General features: G+C 72.2%; 15 protein-coding genes. 13 read left to right on the top strand and 2 right to left on the bottom strand.

All coding sequences use genetic code 11. From position 1 onward, the window contains the following. Positions 1 to 97 precede the first annotated feature (97 nt). Together ABZY12_RS12485 and ABZY12_RS12480 are read left to right on the top strand one after the other, a co-directional pair. A complete protein-coding gene (locus tag ABZY12_RS12485) occupies positions 98 to 1,264 on the top strand; it encodes an FAD-dependent monooxygenase (protein ID WP_356889271.1) in 1,167 nt (388 codons plus the stop codon). Between the two features lie 105 nt (positions 1,265 to 1,369). Continuing rightward, positions 1,370 to 2,908, top strand: coding sequence for a hypothetical protein (locus ABZY12_RS12480; protein WP_356889270.1), 1,539 nt, complete (start codon positions 1,370 to 1,372; stop codon positions 2,906 to 2,908). A gap of 158 nt (positions 2,909 to 3,066) precedes the next feature. On the opposite strand, the gene ABZY12_RS12475 is transcribed toward ABZY12_RS12480, so the two are convergent. Together ABZY12_RS12475 and ABZY12_RS12470 are read right to left on the bottom strand one after the other, a co-directional pair. Next, on the bottom strand, positions 3,067 to 3,219 hold the full coding sequence (locus ABZY12_RS12475) for a hypothetical protein (protein ID WP_356889269.1): 153 nt from the start codon (positions 3,217 to 3,219) through the stop codon (positions 3,067 to 3,069). A gap of 110 nt (positions 3,220 to 3,329) precedes the next feature. Further along, positions 3,330 to 4,310, bottom strand: coding sequence for a TIGR03557 family F420-dependent LLM class oxidoreductase (locus ABZY12_RS12470; RefSeq protein WP_356889268.1), 981 nt, complete (start codon positions 4,308 to 4,310; stop codon positions 3,330 to 3,332). Between the two features lie 266 nt (positions 4,311 to 4,576). On the opposite strand from ABZY12_RS12470, the gene ABZY12_RS12465 reads away from it, so the two are divergent. From ABZY12_RS12465 to ABZY12_RS12415, 11 genes are all read left to right on the top strand, one after another. Continuing rightward, complete coding sequence (locus ABZY12_RS12465; RefSeq protein ID WP_356889267.1) at positions 4,577 to 7,210, top strand: SpoIIE family protein phosphatase; 2,634 nt, start codon at positions 4,577 to 4,579, stop codon at positions 7,208 to 7,210. Between the two features lie 195 nt (positions 7,211 to 7,405). Next, positions 7,406 to 8,659, top strand: a complete 1,254-nt coding sequence (locus ABZY12_RS12460) for an alginate lyase family protein (protein WP_356889266.1) — start codon at positions 7,406 to 7,408, stop codon at positions 8,657 to 8,659. A gap of 389 nt (positions 8,660 to 9,048) precedes the next feature. After that, entirely contained in the window at positions 9,049 to 9,267 is a 219-nt protein-coding gene (locus ABZY12_RS12455) for a DUF2716 domain-containing protein (protein WP_356889265.1), read from the top strand. Positions 9,268 to 9,668: 401 nt separating this feature from the next. Beyond that, positions 9,669 to 11,408, top strand: a complete 1,740-nt coding sequence (locus tag ABZY12_RS12450) for a SpoIIE family protein phosphatase (RefSeq protein WP_356889264.1) — start codon at positions 9,669 to 9,671, stop codon at positions 11,406 to 11,408. A gap of 111 nt (positions 11,409 to 11,519) precedes the next feature. Continuing rightward, positions 11,520 to 12,053 carry a cytochrome b/b6 domain-containing protein gene (locus tag ABZY12_RS12445; protein WP_356889263.1) on the top strand — a complete coding sequence of 178 codons (534 nt, stop codon included), beginning with the start codon at positions 11,520 to 11,522 and terminating at the stop codon, positions 12,051 to 12,053. Positions 12,054 to 12,176: 123 nt separating this feature from the next. Further along, positions 12,177 to 14,270, top strand: coding sequence for an NAD-dependent DNA ligase LigA (gene ligA / locus ABZY12_RS12440; protein WP_356889262.1), 2,094 nt, complete (start codon positions 12,177 to 12,179; stop codon positions 14,268 to 14,270). A gap of 312 nt (positions 14,271 to 14,582) precedes the next feature. Then, a complete protein-coding gene (locus ABZY12_RS12435) occupies positions 14,583 to 15,260 on the top strand; it encodes a DUF6215 domain-containing protein (protein ID WP_356889261.1) in 678 nt (225 codons plus the stop codon). A 196-nt stretch (positions 15,261 to 15,456) separates the two neighbouring features. Further along, complete coding sequence (locus ABZY12_RS12430) at positions 15,457 to 15,960, top strand: hypothetical protein (RefSeq protein ID WP_356889260.1); 504 nt, start codon at positions 15,457 to 15,459, stop codon at positions 15,958 to 15,960. A 126-nt stretch (positions 15,961 to 16,086) separates the two neighbouring features. Next, positions 16,087 to 16,368: a hypothetical protein gene (locus ABZY12_RS12425; RefSeq protein ID WP_356889259.1), complete on the top strand. Its 282-nt coding sequence runs from the start codon at positions 16,087 to 16,089 to the stop codon at positions 16,366 to 16,368. 60 nt (positions 16,369 to 16,428) lie between these two features. Beyond that, a complete protein-coding gene (locus tag ABZY12_RS12420; protein ID WP_356889258.1) occupies positions 16,429 to 17,055 on the top strand; it encodes a hypothetical protein in 627 nt (208 codons plus the stop codon). Further along, positions 17,055 to 17,825, top strand: a complete 771-nt coding sequence (locus ABZY12_RS12415) for a hypothetical protein (protein ID WP_356889257.1) — start codon at positions 17,055 to 17,057, stop codon at positions 17,823 to 17,825. The genes ABZY12_RS12420 and ABZY12_RS12415 overlap by 1 nt, the downstream gene beginning before the upstream one ends. The last annotated feature ends 277 nt before the right edge of the window (positions 17,826 to 18,102 follow it).

Here is an 18,102-nt window from a genome sequence, read left to right as displayed (position 1 = left end):
CTGCTCAGCCTGACCTGCGCCGCAACGCATGCCGCTCGGGCACCGGATCGGCTGCCACTCGACCGGGGCGGCACCCCCGAGACCAGAGCGAGGACCCATGCCGCAGCGCGCCGCGACCATCGTCGGCGGCGGGATCGGCGGCCTCGCCACGGCCATCGCCCTGCACCGCCGCGGCTGGCGCGTCGAGGTGCTGGAACGGGCCCCGGAGTTCACCGAGGTCGGCGCCGGCATCTCCCTCTGGCCGAACGCGCTGCGCGCGCTCGAGGTGCTCGGCCTCGCCGACACCGTTCGCGCACTCGGCGCCGTCGAGACCGGCGGCGGCGTACGCGACCGGCGGGGCCGATGGCTGTCCCGCACGGACAACGCGGAGCTGACCCGCCGCTTCGGCCACCCCCTGGTGGTCCTGCACCGCGCGGACCTGCTGCGGGCGCTCGCCGAGGCGCTGCCCGCCGACAGCCTGCGGTCGGGCAGCGAGGTGACCGCGGTCCGCGACGACGGGCAACACCTGGTCGTCGAGCACCGCGGCGGCGAGTCCCGGCCCGACCTGGTGGTCGGCGCCGACGGGCTGCGCAGTGCGGTCCGCCGCGCCGTGCGGCCCGACGCGGTCGGCCCCCGGTACGCCGGCTACACCGCCTGGCGCATGGTCACCGAGCCCCTCGCCGAGCCGCCCTCCGAGGGCGCGGCGACCTGGGGCCGCGGGGCGAGATTCGGCTACACCGCGCTGCCGGGCGGCCGGATGTACTGCTTCGCGACCGCGTCGCGGCCGCCTGCGGAAGCAGCCTCCGGCCCCTCCGAGCACGCCGAACTGCTGCGCCGGTTCGCCTCCTGGCCGGAGCCCATCCCCGCCCTGCTGGCCGCCGTCCCCCCGGACGCGGTGCTCCGACACGACCTGTACGACCTGCCGCCGCTGCCCTCCTTCGTCCGCGGCCGGGTCGCCCTGCTGGGCGACGCGGCCCACGCCATGACCCCCAATCTGGGCCAGGGCGCCTGCCAGGCCCTGGAGGACGCGGTCACCCTCGCCCACTGCCTCGACGGCACCCCGGACGTGGCCGCCGCGCTCCGCTCGTACGACCTGGTGCGCCGCCCGCGAACCCAGGCCGTCACCCGACGCTCCGCCCGGCTCGGCGCGGTCGGCCAGCTGTCGTGGCCGCCCGCGGTGCTGGTGCGCGACACGGCGGCCCGGCTGACGCCGGCGTGGGTGACGCTGCGTTCCATGACGCCGGTGCTCGGGTGGACCGCGCCCGGTGACCGGGCGACCGGGTGACCGAGTGACAGCGACGGAGAAGCCCCGGGCGACCGGGTGACCGAGTGACAGCGACGGAGAAGCCCCGGGTGACCGAGTGACCGCGACGGAGAACGAGAGCCACTGATGCCGGACTGGACGTATCACCCGCTGCGCGGCCCGGCCGCCCGCGTCTTCGGCCTGCGCCGTTCGCAGCGCACCGCACTGCGGCTGCTGGCCTCGATCGGCTCCCGTCCGGCCGGCGCGCGGCTGATCGCCCGGGGGTTCGGCCACCGGCATCCGCCGAAGCCACTCGCCGGCGAGGTCGCCGGCGTACCCGTCTCCGTCCGCCTCGGCATATCCGTCCCGCCCTCGCTCGCCCGCGAGGCGATACGCGCCATGCCCCCGCTCGGCGCCGGTGTCGTCGAGGTGTCGCCCGTCTCGGCGGCCGACGTGGAGACCGTCCGCGAGGCCGCCGCCAGCCGCTCGATCCCGATGGTCGTCCGCGCCTGCGACCCGGAGACGGAGGCCGCTCTCGCGCCCCACGTCGACGGCTTCACCAGCGGCGACGACCCGCACATGCTCCGTGTGTCAGACCCGTCGGTCACCGCCGCGGCCGCCGCGCTCGAGGAGCCGGGCGCCGTCGTGCTCGCCCGGCCCGAGGTCCTCGTCGAGGCCGGCCCCGGCTGGTTCGCACGGGTCATCGAGGCGGCCACACCCACCGCGCCCGCTCCGGTGCTACGGGACGTCGGCCCCGATCCCCGCCGCTGGCCGTCCTGGTGGTGGGCGCTGCTCGTCGGGCTCGGCATGACGGGCGCCGGACTCGGCGCCGCGGCGATCACGCTCGGGCCGGTGCTGCTCTGGTACGACCGCGACTACCTCGGCATGACGCTGGACGAGCTGCATGCCGCCAACCACCACCTCGTGCACTTCCTCCAGCACGACCGGATCACCATGGCCGGCACCATGGTGGCGATCGGAGCCCTCTACACCGGCCTCGCCGTGGGCGGGATCAGACGCGGCTGGCCCTGGGCCCGCGAGGTGTACCTGCTCTCGGGGGCGATCGGCTTCCCCACCTTGTTCTACTTCCTGGCCACCGGCTTCGTGGAACCCCTGCACACGGCCACCGCCCTCGTGCTGTTCCCGATGTTCGTGGCCGCGGTCCGCCGGACCCCGCACGCACCGCGGTGGCACCCGGCCCCCGAGGGACCGGAGCCGGAGCGCCGACGGGCGCTGGTCGGCCAGCTGCTCCTGATCGTCACGGGAGCGGGGCTCTTCGTCGGCGGAGCGGTGATCTCGGTGGTCGGTCTGACCGGTGTCTTCGTACCCACCGACCTGGTGTTCCTGGGCACCAGTACGCAGACGCTGGAAGCCGTGAACCCCCGGCTCGTGCCGTTCGTCGCCCACGACCGAGCGGGGTTCGGCGGCGCCCTGATGGCCGCCGCGGTGGCGATCACTCTGCTGAGCGCGTGGGGCTGGCGGCGGGGTGAGACCTGGGTGTTCTGGAGCCTGGCCGTGGCGGCGGCCGCCGGCTTCCTGCCGGCCGTCGTGGTGCACGGCGCGATCCATTACACCGACTTCATCCACCTCGCGCCGGTCTACTTCGGCATCGCCACGACCGCCACCGGCCTGTTGCTCGCGCGTCCGTACCTCTGCGCCAGGACGTCGGCGAAGCCGATGAACTGACGGCCTGCCTTTCCCGGCGCGCGTCCTCGGCGCACCCCGCACGGACGGCGAGAACGAGGGCCCCGCCCATGGAGGGCGGGTCCCGAGGTGTCCGTCCCAGGAGGAGTCACGGGCCTCGGCGCGGCCACTCGACGTGGGACGGGCGGCCACCTACCGCGTCAGACCCGCCACGGCGGCATCGGGTAGAGGTTGCTGCAGGGGTAGACGCAGCTGATCGGGCCCGGCATCAGCAGGCCGGCGTCGTCCTCGTTGTCGGCGCCTCCCGTGCAGTAGACCTCGGGGACCCAGCCCCACTGGCCGTTGTCGGCCATGGTGCTCGCCCACCAGTTGTTGGTCCCGCCGTTGAGGGTGACCGACGCGCCCTGCGGCCGTGAGGGCGAAAGGGCGTAAGGGTGTCAGGTACCAGCGCGCCGGGGCGGGTTCAGGCCTCGTTGACGTTCGGCCTCAGTCGTCTCATGGGCTCGTTCAGCTCGCGCTGGAAGAAGTCGATGAAGCCGTCCGGGTCGGGGCCGGCGTTCTGCATGACCAGCCGGTCGAAGCCCGCGTCGACGAAGCTCTGCGCCACCTCGGTGTACCGCGCGGGGTCGTTGCCGCAGGCGAACTTCTCGAGAACGTCCTCCTCGCGCACGGTCGTGGTCGCCGCCTCGAAATTGACCGGGTTGGGCAGCTCACTCATGACCTTCCACCCCGTGACCGCCCAGCGGGACGTCTCCAGTACCGCCTTCGCCGCCGTCCGCTCGTCGGGCGCCCACGCCATGGGGACCTCGACGTAGCCCGGCCCGGTCCCGCCGGCCTCACGGTAGTGCCGGACGATCTCCGGCTTGTCCTCGGTGGCGAACAGGCCGTCGCCCAGCTCGGCGGCGATACGCGATGACGGCCCGCCGCTCGCGGCCACCGCGATCAGGGGCAGCTTCTCCGGGAGGTCGAAGACCCGGGCGTCCTCCAACCGCAGATGCCTGCCCTCGTACGACTGGTACCCGCCACGCCACAGCAACCGAATGATCTGCAGGGCCTCCCTGAGCATCTCGTGCCGGGTGCGAACCGTGTCCGGGAAGCCGCGGCCGACGACGTGCTCGTTGAGCCGCTCGCCGGAGCCGACACCGAGGACGAAGCGCCCGTCCGAGAGGAGGGCGAGGGTGGCGGCGGCCTGCGCGATGATCGCGGGGTGATAGCGCACGGTCGGGCAGGTGACGCCCGTGGCCAGCCCGATCCGTGAGGTCTTGGCCGCGATGCTGCCCAGGACCGTCCAGGCGAACGGCGAATGCCCCTGGTTGTCCAGCCAGGGATGGTAATGGTCGCTGATCTCGACGAAGTCGAACCCCGCCTGTTCCGCGAGAACCGCTTGGCGTACCAGTTCCGCCGGACCGAAGGCCTCGGCGGCGAGCTTGTATCCGATCTGCACGAGTCGTACCTCTCCTCGATACGAAGACACCGCTTGTGTCCGCGCAGAGGTACCCCGGCCCCCGCCGCCTGTAACGGGGCGCCCGGGCGTGCGACGGGAGACCTGTTCGTACGGCCTGGACTCGACGCGATCGACGCGATCGACGCGATCGAGGCGATCGAGGCGACGGAGGTGGCGAGGGGCCGGGGACGACCCGTCCGGGCCGAGCGCGGTTGTGCCGCACGTACCCCCGACCGACCATGAGGTTACGTAAGAAGGCAGGTGCCATGAGCGCGGTGTACGCGGCCGAGGACGCCGACTTCCGCGGTCCTCTCGACGTGACGAAAGCGGCGACTGCCGTCCTGGACGCCGACGGCACGGTCGTCGGCTGGGGGCCGGCTGCCTACGCGCTGCTCGGATACCCCCCGCACGAGGCGGTGGGCCGCCCGATCGGCACGTTCGTCGTGGACCACCCCGGTCGGCACCGGGCGGCCAAGCCCATGCCGGGCGCGGCCGAGGCCCGGCACCAGGTGCTCCACATGGGGCACCGGGACGGCCACGTCATCCGCGTGGCTACCGCGTCCCTCCCGCTGTCCCACACCGGGGCCGGGCCCGCCCGGCTGCTCTTCCTGGCGGACGCCGACGAGACGGAGCGGTGGGAGGCCCTCCAGTCGATGCTCCGGGGCCTGGCCACCCAGTCGCCCGTCGGCCTCGCCATCTACGACACCGACCTGCGGGTCGTCTGGACCAATCGCGCCCTCTGCGACGAGATGGGGCCCACGCAGTACGCAGGACTCGGCCCCGACGAGATGGTCACCGACGGTGAGATCCTCTCCGACGGATACCCGGCCACGCTGGAAGAGACCATGCGCCGGGTGCTCACCACCGGCGAGCCCGTCATCGAGCTCCACTACAGCGGCCGCCCGCCCGCCGACCCCGAGCATGACCACGTCTGGTCCTGTTCCTACTACCGGCTTCAGGACGCGAACGGCAGTGCCGTGGGCGTCTGCGAGGAGACGGTCGACATCACCGACCGCTACCTCGCCCAGCAGCGGCTGGACCTTCTCGTACGGGCCGGCGGCCGAGTGGGCACGTCCCTCGACATGACACGTACGGCGCAGGAACTCTCGGCCGTGGTGGTCCCGCGGTTCGCCGACGGCATCACGGTCGACCTCATCGACGTCGTCCTGGAGGGCGAGCAGCCGCCCCCCGGAACGGCCACCGCCAGGCGTTTCGTACGGGTCTGGGAACGACCGTCCGCCGTGGCGGCGCCAGACGTCGACCCGGACCGCCTCGCCCGAACGGACCCGGGCGACGCTACGGACACGCCCGGCCATACGGACACGCCCGGCCTTACAGATTCGACCGGCCTTACGGACACGCCCGGCGATACGGATTCGACCGGCCTTACGGACACGCCCGGCCGTACCGATTCAGCCGTCCGCACCGACCAGCTCGCGCCCACCGACGCGGCTGCCCGTACCGACCAGCTCGCGCCCACCGACCCGCCCGTACGGAGCGAGCACCGCCCCCGGCTGGTCGACCACGCGCCGGACTCGCTCCAGGCCCGCTGCCTGGCCGGTGGCCGCTCCGTGGGGGAACGCCGGACACGCGACGCGGGCGGCGCGCACTCCCGGCTCGCCGTGCCGCTCCACGCCGGAGCCGCCCCGCTCGGCGTCGTCACCCTCTGCCGAGACGACCACCCCGACCCGTTCGACTCCGGTGACCTGCTCGTGGCCGAGGAGCTGGTGGCCCGAGCCGCCGTCAGCATCGACAACGCCCGCCGCTTCACCCGTGAACACGCCGCCGCCCTCACCCTGCAGCGCAGCCTGCTGCCCCGGAACCTTCCGCGGCTGACCGGTGTGGACGTCGCCCACCGCTATCTGCCGGCGGACAGCAGCGCCGGAGTCGGCGGTGACTGGTACGACGTGATCGCCCTGTCCGGTACTCGCGTCGGCCTGGTCGTCGGCGACGTCGTCGGCCACGGCGTGCGCGCCGCCGCCACCATGGGCCGCCTGCGGACGAGCGTCCGCGCGCTCGCCCGGCTCGACCTGCCGCCCGACGAACTTCTCGCCCGCCTCGATGAACTCATCACCCAGGACGCCCACGAGCAGGCCACGGTTCAGACCGAGACCGACGACGCGGCACTCGGCGTGACCTGCCTGTACGCCGTGTACGACCCGGTGACCGGGCGATGCAGCATGGCCCGCGCGGGCCATCCGCCGCCCTCCGTCGTCGACCCCGCCACGGGGGCGGTCGCCCACCCGGACCTTCCGGCGGGACCGCCGCTGGGCCTCGGCGGCCTGCCGTTCGAGAGCGGCGAGTTCACCCTCCCCGAAGGCAGCGTCATCGCCCTGTTCACCGACGGGCTCGTCCAGGGCCGGGGCAGGGACCGCGACGCCGAACTCGACGCGCTGCACGGCGTCCTCGCCGACCACCGGCGCCCTTTGGAGGACCTCTGCGACCGTGTCGTCGCCACGCTGCTGCCCGGCCCTGTCGACGACGACGCCGCACTCCTCCTCGTACGCACCCGGATTCTCGACAGTCACGAGGTGGCCGCCTGGGACCTGGCCGACGACCTCGAAGTGGTGGGCCGGGCCCGCGCGCTGGCCACCCGGCAGGTCGGTGCGTGGGGACTGGACGGCGACCTCTCCTTCACCACCGAACTGGTCGTCAGCGAGCTCGTCACCAACGCCATCCGCTACGCCTCCGGCCCCATCCAGCTCCGGCTCATCCGCGACCGCTCTCTGATCTGCGAGGTCTCCGACACCGGCCACACCTCCCCCCATCTACGGCGCGCCGGCAACGAGGACGAGGGCGGCCGCGGCCTGTTCCTCGTCGCCCAGATGACCCAGCAGTGGGGCACCCGGTACACCTCGACGGGCAAGACGATCTGGGCCGAACAGCCGATTCCCCCGTGAGCCCCCGCCGTCCGGACCATCCCCCGGGCTGACGGCCGCCGCCGCCGCTCGATTCACGACGCTCATGCGCCGAACGCACTCTCTTGACGTGCCCATGGCTGGCCCCCTACCTTCCACACCCAACGCGTTCACAACAAAGCCCCTTGTTCATGGACATGAACGCTTGCGTGCCCCCCCACAACCGGAAGGCAGCCCATGCGCACCGGAACCACGGCCAGACACGACCGGCGCCGGCCCGGAGTCTTCGTACTGTCCCTCTCCACTGTCGTCGCCGGGCTTCTCGCGGCGTCCCTCATGCCTCCCGCCTCGGCAGGAGAACGCACGGCGGCGCCGAGACCGGCGACCGTCGCCGCGCCCGCGTCCTTCACACATCCCGGCGTCCTCGTCAGCCGGCCCCAACTCGACTTCACCAAGGCGAAGGTGGCGTCCGGTGCTCAGCCGTGGAAGGCCGCCTACGACCAGATGATGGCCGGCAGGTACGCCTCCCTCTCCCGTGTCCCCAAGCCGCGCGCGGTCGTCGAGTGCGGGTCGTACTCGAACCCCAACCTCGGCTGTACCGACGAACGTGAGGACGCGATCGCGGCCTACACCACGGCGCTGGCCTGGTACATCACGGGCGACAGCCGGTACGCCAAGAAGTCGATCGAGCTGATGGACGCCTGGTCGGCAGTCATCAGGGACCACACCAACAGCAACGCGCCCCTGCAGTCCGGCTGGGCCGGCTCCACCTGGCCCAGGGCCGCCGAGATCATCAAGTACACCTACTCCGGCGGGTGGCCGAACTCCGGCCGCTTCGGCACCATGCTGCGCGACGTCTACCTCCCGGAAGTCGCGAACGGCTCCCACTCCAACGGCAACTGGGAACTCAGCATGACCGAGGCCGCGATCGGCATCGCGGTCTTCCTCGAAGACCGCACCGCCTACGACAGGGCCGTCGCGAAGTTCCGCGGACGCGTCCCCGCGTACATCTATCTGACCAGCGACGGCAGTCTGCCGAAGGTGGCCCCCGGCTCGGGCCTGGACACACGCGACGAGATAGTCCGCTACTGGCAGGGCCAGTCGACCTTCGCCTGGAACGGACTCGGTCAAGAGACCTGCCGCGACCTGACCCACGCGGGCTACGGCTTCTCGGCCATCTCCCACATAGCGGAGACCAGCCGCATCCAGGGGCAGGACCTCTATCCCGAGGTCGCCGACCGGCTGCGGCACACGCTCGGACTGCACTCCAAGTACCAACTCGGCGCCGAGCCGGTGCCGGGCAACCTCTGCGGCGGAGTCCTGAAGGACAAGCTCGGTCCCACCACCGAGGTCGGTTTCAACGCCCTGGCCAACCGCATGGGTTACACCATGACCAACACCCAGCGCCTGACCGAGCAGCAGCGCCCGGCCGGCACCAACAACCTGTTCGTGGCGTGGGAGACGCTCACCCACGCGGGCAACCCGCACTGACGACCGATCGGCAGCCGTGCGGACCGTTCACTGAACACCCGGACGTGAACGGTCCGCCGGTGCCTGCGCGCCTCGTTCGCCAGGCCCCGAGTCCACGGTCCACGGTTCCGACCGCGACCCCAACGGCTCCTTGTTGAGCCCGGCCGAGGTCGTGGCGCGGCGGCGACACCGCCGGCGTCGGCAGCTCAGACGTTGTCGAGCACAGCCTCGACCGTCCTGGCCACGCGGTACCTCACCCGGCACCAGTTGTTGCAAAAGCGCCTCGAGCGCCACCGCGCACGCTGCTCGAGCTGCCGCTTGCACCACTTGCACGGCTTCATGCCGATCCCGAAGTCAAGTCCCCCCACACCCAGCACTCTATCGGCCCACCTGGCCGCTTGCCTTGACTCATGGCTGCCTCGAAGGCCTCGCCGCCGGGGGACGGACAGGTGACGTCCGGAGGCGCGGTACGGACTTGGAGCCTCGTCGCTCTCGACGACGATCCGGATGGCGTGCGTCTGGACCGCCTGGTCGGGGCCGTCCAGCGAGGGCCGGCCTCCACCGTCGGCCCGCACGACACGCTGATCGCTCTCGATTGGCAGCACACGTCGTACCGGTTCGCCCCATAGAACCAGGCTCACCGACCGGACCCGCGTCGCCCTGCTCGCGGGGTCGTCGTGTCGCTTCGCCCGGCGAGTGGGGACGGCCGGCGACTCATACGCGGTGTCCCCGTTCGAGTGATCCCCCACTGCCCTGCCAGGGCACGACCTGATCGCTCAGGCGGTCGTCCGCGGCCGGGACGGGACCCCGCGCCCAGGAGGGCCGACTCCTGATCCCATTCCGTATCCGACGCCGGGCATGTGTCGCCTCGCCGGCGTCGGCGAAGGCGTTCGACCCCCGCTGCGGTGCCCGCCCGCCCTGGCACCCGATCAGCGCAGACGGCCATAGTGTTTGCAAGTGAGGTCCCGGGGCGATCTGCAAGGCTGACGACAACGACGGCCAAGGCCAGGCCAAGGAGGCACGGGCGATCATGGAGGACGAGGATGTCGAGAGCGAATCCGTGCGCGGTGCGGCTTCGCCTCCCGAGCTGCCCGGTGGGCTTGCGGCGGCGGCATGCGTCGTGGACGACTGCGGCGTCATCATTGCGGTGAACGCCCACGCGGAGCGGCTGCTGAGGATCACGGCCGCCGACGTCATAGGGCGCGACGCCCACGACCTTCTGCACCGCGACGGCCACGGCCAGCCGCTGGCCAGGGCTCGGTGCCGGGTCGAGGAAGCGGTCCTGGCCCGGCGCACGCAGACCGGCCGCGGCTGGTTCGAGCAGGGAGGCGGGAGCCTGGCCGAGCTGTCCTGGTCGATCATCCCCTGCGCCGGATCGACGGACTCCGGCGCGGACACGCTGATGATCTTCCACGACCAGGGCACCGGCCTGGCCACCCCCGAGGGAGCCGCAGGCGCCGGCGCGACCCTTTCGGAGCTCGAGCGCCTGGCACTGCTGGCCGAGACGACCACGCAGCTGACCTCGACACTCGACAGCGACGAGGCGCTGCGCCGTCTGGTGCAACTGGTGGTGCCCCGGCTCGCGGACTGGGTCGTGGTGGACCTGATCACCGAGGCCGACGAGGTGGAGCGGGTCATCGTGGTCCACTATGAGGACGACGCGCTGATCTTCCGTGAGGACCTCCAGGGGCCGATGCCACCGGTCCCGGCCGAGTCGCCGATGCCGCTGTCGCGGGCCCTGCGGGGCGCGGCTTCCACGCTGGTGACGCCGGCGACGTACCAGGGGCCTCCGGACTCCGGCATCGCCATGGAGCAGCGGCGGCTGTTCGAGGCGACGGGCATGCATTCGGCGGCGATCGCGCCGATACGGGGAGTACGGGACGTGCTCGGTGCGCTGACTCTGGGGCGGTCCAAGCGCCCGGACGCGATGACCCCGGCGGACCTGTCCCTGGTGGAGGACATCACCCGCCGTACAGGGCTGGCTCTGGACAACGCACGTCTGTACCAGCGGCAACGCAAGGTCGCGGAGACGATGCAGCGCCACCTCCTGCCGCAGCTGCCGTCCATCCCGGGGCTGCAGATGACCGCGCGCTACGTCCCCTCGCCGGACGCCTCGCAGGTCGGTGGCGATTGGTACGACGTCTTCACGCTGGCCGACGGCACGACGGCGCTGGCGATCGGTGACGTCGTCGGACACGACCTGGACGCCGCGGCGGGCATGGCCCAGGTCCGCAGCATCCTTCGCGCGTACGCGTGGACCCACCGCGACCTGCCCAGCGCGATCGTGCACCGGCTGGACGAGTCGGCCATGCACATCGCAGGGGTCTCGATGGCGACCTTGGTCTTCGGCATCCTGGAACAGACCGATGACGGGGCCTGGCACCTGGCCTGGACCAACGCCGGCCACCCGCCGCCGCTCCTGGTCACGCACGACGGGCAGGCCCGCTACCTCACGGAAGGGCACGGGCTGCTGCTGAGTACCGGCCTGTCGGCGAAGCGGACCGACACGCGCATCGTCCTTCCTCCGCAGTCGACGCTGGTTCTCTACACCGACGGGCTCGTGGAGAGCCGCGACCACTCGATCGACGACGGCCTGGAGCGGCTGCGCAAGCACGCCGCCTCGCTGGTGCACCGCCCCCTCGCCGCCTTCACCGACCTGCTGCTGGAGCGCGCCCGCCCGGTCCGGAACAACGACGACGACATCGCCATCCTGACCCTGCGCACCCCGGCCGCGCACGCGCCCCAGGCACCGCAGCCCGGCGCTTCATGACGTTCGGCGGACATGGGCGGCCCATGTCCGCCGGCCGGAGGCCGCGGTCGCGCCGTAGGGGGAGGAGGGCGGGAGGCGAAGGACCGAGGCGGGGTGGCTCACACTGGGGTCATGGGCAGCAGCGGCACCGGGTACCGGCCCCTCACCAAGGTCCTGCACTGGAGTGTGGTGGCCGCGTTCGCCGCGCAGTTCGTCGTCGGTTACCTCCTCGACGCCGATGAGTCGGGCCGTGGCCGTGGCAGAGGGAGGGGCGGTGGACCAGGGCGGGGGCGCGGTAGGGGAGGTGACGAGTACGCCGCCTTCGGGGACGACCCGCTCCTCACCGCGCACGTCCTCCTCGGCGTCACGATCATCGTGCTCGGCATCGTCCGGCTCGCCTGGCGGCGGCTGACTCCCTTGCCGCCCTGGGCGCCGACGCTCACCGCACGGGAGCGACGCCTCGCCCACCGCACCGAGAGCGCGCTGTACTGGCTCACCTTCCTCGTGCCCGCCACCGGATTGGCTCTGCTCACCACCGGCGACGACGTCCTCCTGGTCCACATCGCCGCACATGTCGCGTTCTTCGCCGCTCTCGCCCTCCACGTCGGTCTGGTGCTCAAGCATCAGTTCATCGACCGTGACAGGCTGCTGCGTCGCATGCTGTGACCCTGGCGGCACGACGCCCTCACCGAGCGACCCCCGAGAGCGAACGAGACCCTGGCCAAGCAGCAGCTCGGGACCCTCGCCGCCGTCAGGCCGAGTGTCAGTGGTGGGCGAGAGGATGGGGGCATGACGACGAACTCAGCTGTTGTGCTCGCCGACGCGCCCGCGTACGCCGCCGCTGTCGACCAGGCCGCGCAGGCCGCCGCCGCGTACTACACCACGGGCGAGAGCACGCTCGACGACGACGCGTACGACCGCCTGGTACGAGGGATCGCCGCCTATGAGGCCGAGCACCCCCAGGGGGTGCTGGACGCCTCACCCACGGGCAAGGTCGCGGGCGGCGCCGCCGTCGGCGACATACCCCACACCGTCCCCATGCTCTCCCTGGACAACGTGTTCTCCGCCGAGCAGTTCGTCACCTGGGCCGCGTCGCTGGAGCGGCGCATCGGCAGACCCGTCGCCGCCTGGAGCGTGGAGCCGAAACTCGACGGGCTGGCCGTCGCCGCGCGCTACCACGAGGGCCGGCTGGACCGGCTGATCACCCGAGGCGACGGCACCGCGGGCGAGGACGTGTCGCATGCGATCGGCACCATCGTCGGTCTGCCCGAACAGCTCGGCTCACCGGTGACGATCGAGGTGCGCGGCGAGGTCCTCATGACCAACGAGCAGTTCGAACAGGCCAACACGGTGCGTACGGAGCACGGCGGCGCCCCCTTCGCCAACCCGCGCAACGGCGCGGCCGGCACACTCCGTGCCAAGGACCGGCCCTATCGCGTCGAGATGACGTTCTTCGCGTACGGCGCGATCCCGCTGCCCGACTCCGGGGAACTGACCGCCACGCTGGCCGAGCTCCCGCACAGCGAGGTCGTCGCGTACGTTGCCGGACTCGGCGTGCACACGGCGGCGGAGACGGACGTGGCGCCGCGCACTGTCACCACGGCCGAGGAGGTGCAGGCCAGAGTCGAGGAAGTCGCCGCGCTGCGCGCCTCGTTGCCGTTCGGGATCGACGGGATCGTGATCAAGGCGGATCTCGCCGCCGACCAGCGGGAGGCGGGGTCCGGCACGCGGGCGCCGCGCTGGGCCATCGCGTACAAGCTCCCGGCCGTCGAGAAGGTCACCCGCCTCCTGGGCGTCGAGTGGAACGTCGGCCGTACCGGCATCATCGCGCCGCGCGCCGTCCTGGATCCGGTCGAGATCGACGGATCGACCGTCAGCTTCGCGACCCTGCACAACCCGGCCGACATCAGGCGGCGGGATCTACGCCTGGGCGACCAGGTGATGGTCTACAAGGCGGGCGACATCATCCCCCGCATCGAGGCGCCCGTCGCCCATCTGCGGACCGGCGAGGAGCAGCCGATCGAGTTCCCGCGGACGTGCCCGCAGTGCGGCTCCGAGATCGACACCAGCGAGCAGCGCTGGCGGTGCACGCGGGGGCGCAACTGCCGCCTGGTCGCCTCCGTCTCGTACGCGGCGGGCCGCGACCAGCTCGACATCGAGGGCCTCGGCTCCACCCGGGTGGTGCAGCTCGTCGACGCCGGCCTGGTCGCCGACTTCGCCGACCTCTTCACCCTGGAACGCGATCAGTTGCTCGCCCTGGACCGGATGGGCGAGACCTCCACGGACAATCTGCTGGCCGCCATCGAGACGGCCCGCAGCCGTCCGCTGTCACGGGTGTTCTGTGCCCTCGGGGTACGCGGCACGGGGCGCTCCATGTCCCGGCGTATCGCCCGGTACTTCGCCACCATGGACCGGATCGTCGCCGCCGACGCGGAGACGCTTCAGCTGGTCGACGGGATAGGCAAGGAGAAGGCGGCGGGCGTGGTCTCGGAACTGGCGGAGCTCGCCCCGCTGATCGAGAAGCTGGTGAACGCGGGCGTCAACATGACGGAGCCCGGCGCGACACCGCCCCCGGAGCCCGGGACGGAAGCGGGCGCCGAGAGCGGTGAAGGGACGGAACAGCAGCCTCTCGCCGGGATGACGGTGGTCGTCACGGGAGCCATGACCGGCCCGCTGGAGAAGCTGTCACGCAACCAGATGAACGAGCTGATCGAGCGGGCGGGCGGGAAGTCCTCGTCCAGCGTCTCCAAGCGCACGAGCCTCCTGGTCGCGGGCGAGAAAGCCGGCTCCAAGCGCACGAAGGCGGAGGATCTCGGCGTCCGGATCGCGGCACCCGACGAGTTCGCCGAGCTGGTCGACGCGTTCCTGGTTCGGGACGCCTGACGGAGTGATCCTCACCCCTCCGACCAGGTCGCCAACCGCAGGCGAAGGGCCGCAGCGGGTTCCCTGCCGCCACAGCCACTTCTCGATGCCGGCGAGACCGAGGTCGCGCGGATAGGAGACGGCGAACCTCTCGTGCCTCGTCGCAACCGCGGTGGCGCTTCAGCCGGTTGATCCCGCGCTCGACCGCGCGCCGCCCCTCCTTGTCCGCCCGAAGATCACGGGTTAAGGTCCCCGGGCACGTATCCGGGGGGATCACCGCTTGTGGGGGAGATGGACAGCGATATCGACGCGCTCCCGAGGGGCGCCGGCACCTTGGGGCAGGCAGTAACGGCCGTGACACTGGTCGCGGTACTCGGTGTCGGCCTGTGGGCGTTGGGGGAGATCGGGGAGACGCCGCGCTCGGACACTGCCCTGGCGCCTGCCGCGTGTTCGGGTGGGGAGCCGGAGAAGGCGCCGGGGGAGGGCGGGAAGGCGCCCCGGCACGTCTCCGGGGCGCAACTGTGTCAGGCGCTGAACCGTCCCGACCTCGCTGAACTGCTGGGCACACCAGAGGAGATCGCGAAGACCGCCAGCGGCGACGGCGGCTCTCTCGAGCTCGCCGGTGGCGAGGCGATCGCCACTCCTTCGGCCCGCGTCGAGTTCGACACGTACACCGTGACGCTGTCCGCCACCTACGATCGCCTTCCGGTGGCCGGCTCCGCCGCCCTCCTGGGCGGCGACGCGCGGCAGCGCACGGTTCTGGGCCGCCCGGCGGTCATCTACTCGGGCCACACGCTCCGCATCAGCTTCCGCCTCGACGGCAGTGACGCCGACAGCGGTCCCGGCGTCCCGGCCCGCGCCCTCGCCGTGGCGCAGGACGCGAAGGACAGCGGCGGCTCCTTCGAGGTGACCCTGTGGCGCTCCGGCGGTGGGATACCGAACGACGTGGTGCTCCACCGCATCGCCGAGAAGGTACTGCCGACGGTCCCGGGGTGGACTGCCACCGAGTGACGGCCCCGGCCGGCCCCCGGCATCCGGCGCGCCCGACGGGGCCGAGCTGGGGAAAGCCGTATGCGGAATGGGCCACAGTCCGCGTGCTGTAAATCGCGGGCAGTGCGCTCATCACCCGTCCTATCGTGTACCGCTGGCCTCCACACAGGGACGGCCCGACGGGAGAGGCGGCGGAGTGCCGGACACATACAAGATCATGCTGGACGCTGAACTGAGCAAGGCGTTCGACGTGTGGTCCGGCTATCTGGACGCCCGCACAGGTGAGGACCCCGAGGCCCGGGCCCGACTGCGCTCGACGTTGGAGTCGGCCCGCGCGGCCGCCGCCGAAGGTGATCCAGCGTCTGCACGCGCTCTGCTGGCGGGCATGTACGACGACGCCCGGGAAGCCGGCCTCCTCTGGGCCCCCTTGCTGCCTCGCCCCTGCCAGGCCGACGCACAGGCGCGCGACTACGCCAAGGACGAACTGCGGCAGGTGCTTCCCGTCGACCTGCGCGAGCATCTCGACAGCCTCGCCGTCTACCTGAGCGTCACGGGCCGCCGCCTTAAGAACGCCCCAGGACTCGACGCCACCACGCGCCAGGACATCCGCTACATCACAGCCCGCGCCGGGATGGCCCTCGACCTCGCCCACCCGAGAGCGGCGCGACACGAACTCGAACGCCTCAAGACCATTGCGCGACGCTGCGGCGTGGAGCCCTGAGGACCGTGGTGCAGTGGCCCAGCCTGTCCGACGGCCGAGCCGCTCTCAGGCCCATGTCCGCGACTCGCGGGCCGACCGTTTCCGGGACGGCGCTCACCCGCCTCTCCGCGCCCTTGGTCCCAGCTGGTGTTCGAGGTCGTCGGCCGGGCGGTGAACGAGGCTCTGGCCGGCCGCGCCGGCTCCGTGGACGTCGCCCTCACGCCCGATGACGGCGTGCGTGTCCCGACGACGGGGCCGGGCGTCCCCGTCGAAGCGGCCGGAGACTCCAGCGGCCCCGGCCTCGAAACGCTGCTGACCCTCCCGTACGCCGACATCTTCGGCACTGCGGAACGCTCGTTCGATCTCTGTCGGGAGAGCGGGGCCGGCCGTTTCGGGTTTGGCCTCCGGAGAAGCGGCAAGCCGAACTGACGAGCGCTCTGCAAGCAATGACGAACAGCCAGCCAGGAGACACAATCCAGGAAGGCAGCCATGTCGACCCTGACCACAGTTCTCATCATCGCGGCGGTGGTCGCGGTGCTGGTGGTGGCCGGTGTCGTGTTCCGGGCCCGCACGGGCACGGGCAGCGGCACGCGCTCTCTCAAGCGGCGCTTCGGCCCCGAGTACGACCGCACCCTCGCGCGCCACGGCGGAGACACCGAGGCCGCCCACCATGACCTCCGTGAGCGGGTCGAGCGGCACGGACACATCCGGCCGCTGCCGCTGGAACCCGCCGTCCGCGAGCAGTACGACGCTCAGTGGACCACCCTTCAGGAGCGCTTCGTAGACGCCCCTCGGCAGGCCGTCGCCGATGCCGAACAGCTCCTCGCGCGGATCGCCGCGACCCGGGGCTTCCCGGCGGCCGACCGGCACGACGAGCAGCTCGCCGCCCTCTCGGTGCACCATCCGCGCCAGGTGGAGGGGCTGCGTACGGTCCGCCGGACCGCGCACTCCGGGACCGCGTCCACCGAGGAACTGCGCGAGGCATTGCTCCACGCACGCGCACTGTTCGAGCGCCTGACAGCGGCCGAGTCGGTGAGGGGCGGCAAGGCGCGTCCGCACGAGGCCTCCGCGCATGGCCGCGGGCACCTGCTCAAGCCGAAGGGAAGTGGTGTCTGATGACACGCGAGAACCGGGACCAGTGGGCAGAGGGCCGTACCGGAGACGACCTGCGGCACGAACCCCCGGCCCCCGCGTACCGGGGCTCGACGGGCGACGGTGACAACGGACCGGACCGCACCGCGAGTGGGGGAGTCCCCTTCGAAGCGGCACCGGCCCAGACCACCGACCGCCCCGGACCGTCGGCGCCCGCGACCTCGTCGTCGCCCGCGCCGCCGGTCGCCGGCACCCCGGCGACACCGCTGTCCGCGTCACCCTTGTCCGCTGAACCGTCCGGCGACCCCGGCGCCACGGGCCGGAACGGCAGGAGCCATACGGAGGCTCCCGCCGCGACCCCCGCCGCGCCGCGCGGACGGCAGATGACGGACCCGCTCACTCACGACGGCCACACCCCCGGGTCCGGCCGCGAGTCGGGCGACGACGGCAGTGGCGACCCCTACGCGAACGGAGCGCGCCACGCTCCCGGTCCGGACGGAAACCGTCCGCTCGGGCTGTTGCTCGGTGACGCCGACCGCGACCGTTTGGGACAGCGCCTGCACCACGCGCTCGCCGGGTTCGTCGACTCGCCGCGCAGCTCGGTCGCCGAGGCGGCCGAGGTGCTCGACGAGGTGGAGGAACAGCTCATCGCATCCCTTCGGGACCGCCGCGCCGCGCTGCGGGCGGGCTGGCAGGGAAACGGCGACTCGAGCGACCGGGGCGTCGAGACCGAACAGCTCCGGCTCACCCTGCGAACCTACCGCGAGGTGACGGAACACCTGCTCGGCGCATGATCGCGGCGCCCCCTCCGCCGGCATGGCCGTGGCCTCCATGGTGATCCATGGAGGCCACGGCCATGCCTGGCGCCCGGCAACGGCACCCCCTTCGCCCGTTGCAGCGCGAAGAAGGCCGCCATCACCCCCCGGTCGGAAGGGCCTTGCGTGGGGAGGGCACCGGCCCGAGGACGTGCGGCGCACCACGTCGTCCGCGGCACGCCGCTCAGACGTTCGCCGCCGACGCCGGCGGCGTGCCTCGCGGTGGACCGTGGGCTACATGTCCGTGGGAAGGATC

It is taken from the genome of Streptomyces sp. NPDC006551, from assembly GCF_040611675.1.
GTDB lineage: Bacteria > Actinomycetota > Actinomycetes > Streptomycetales > Streptomycetaceae > Streptomyces.
Note: the sequence above shows the minus strand (reverse complement) of the source record. Positions and strands in the feature narration are given on the sequence as shown.